Origin of the sequence: Acidithiobacillus sp., from assembly GCF_049965315.1 — a bacterium.
In the GTDB taxonomy this organism is placed as follows: Bacteria; Pseudomonadota; Gammaproteobacteria; order Acidithiobacillales; family Acidithiobacillaceae; genus Acidithiobacillus_B.
Genome location: NZ_JBMFWL010000067.1, coordinates 1 through 834 on the forward strand (window position 1 = coordinate 1; position 834 = coordinate 834).

Here is an 834-nt window from a genome sequence, read left to right on the forward strand (position 1 = left end):
CCCCTCATGGACGGCCCACTCAACCCGCATGACATCCTCGATGTCCTTGGCGAAAATGCCCTTCAGGCCTACCTCGTCAATGAAATTCAGGAAGTCTACCGGCTGCAGGGTGTCGCCATCAGCGACAAGCACATCGAGACCATCGTTCGGCAGATGCTCCGCTGGGTCAAGATCGAAGACGTCGGCGACACCTCCTTCCTCCTCGAGCAGCAGATCGACAAGTTCCGCTTCCGCGAGGAGAACGAGCGCACTATCGCCAAAGGTGGCCGCCCGGCCATTGCGCATCCTCTGTTGCTCGGCATCACCAAGGCGTCGCTCTCGACCGACAGCTTCATCTCGGCCGCCAGCTTCCAGGAGACCACCCGAGTCCTCACCGAGGCGTCCATCAACGGCGCCATCGACGGCCTCCGCGGTCTCAAGGAGAACGTCATCGTCGGCCGCCTCATCCCCGCCGGCACCGGCATGGAGTACTACCGCAACGTCCAGCTCTCACCCGAGCTGGAGGAGCAGGCAGCCCGTGTCCAGCAGGAGGTCATCGCCGCTCACGAAGCAGAAGAGCGCGAGCTCGAGATGATGCGAGCCGAAGGCGAAGCCGAAGAAATGGCCGCCAGCGAGTAGGTCGCCATCTCGGAATCACCTGTCATCCTGAGCGCAAGCGAAGGATCTGCAGTCCAAACTCAAAGCCCGGGGCCAAACCCCGGGCTTTTTCTTTCCCCGACAGAGAATCGAGGGTGGCCCATTCAAGCCCTTGGGAGTGGGGTTGAAATGAAACTGACAACTGGGGAATTGCAACTGCAAAGGTTTATCGTAGACAACGGAAAGGGAAACCCAATG

At 60.3% G+C, this 834-nt stretch carries 1 pseudogene; it reads left to right on the plus strand.

The annotated features are described in order from the left end of the window. Positions 1-618 (plus strand): annotated as a pseudogene (locus ACP5MM_RS09810) (DNA-directed RNA polymerase subunit beta'); the annotation flags it as partial. Positions 619-834 lie beyond the last annotated feature (216 nt).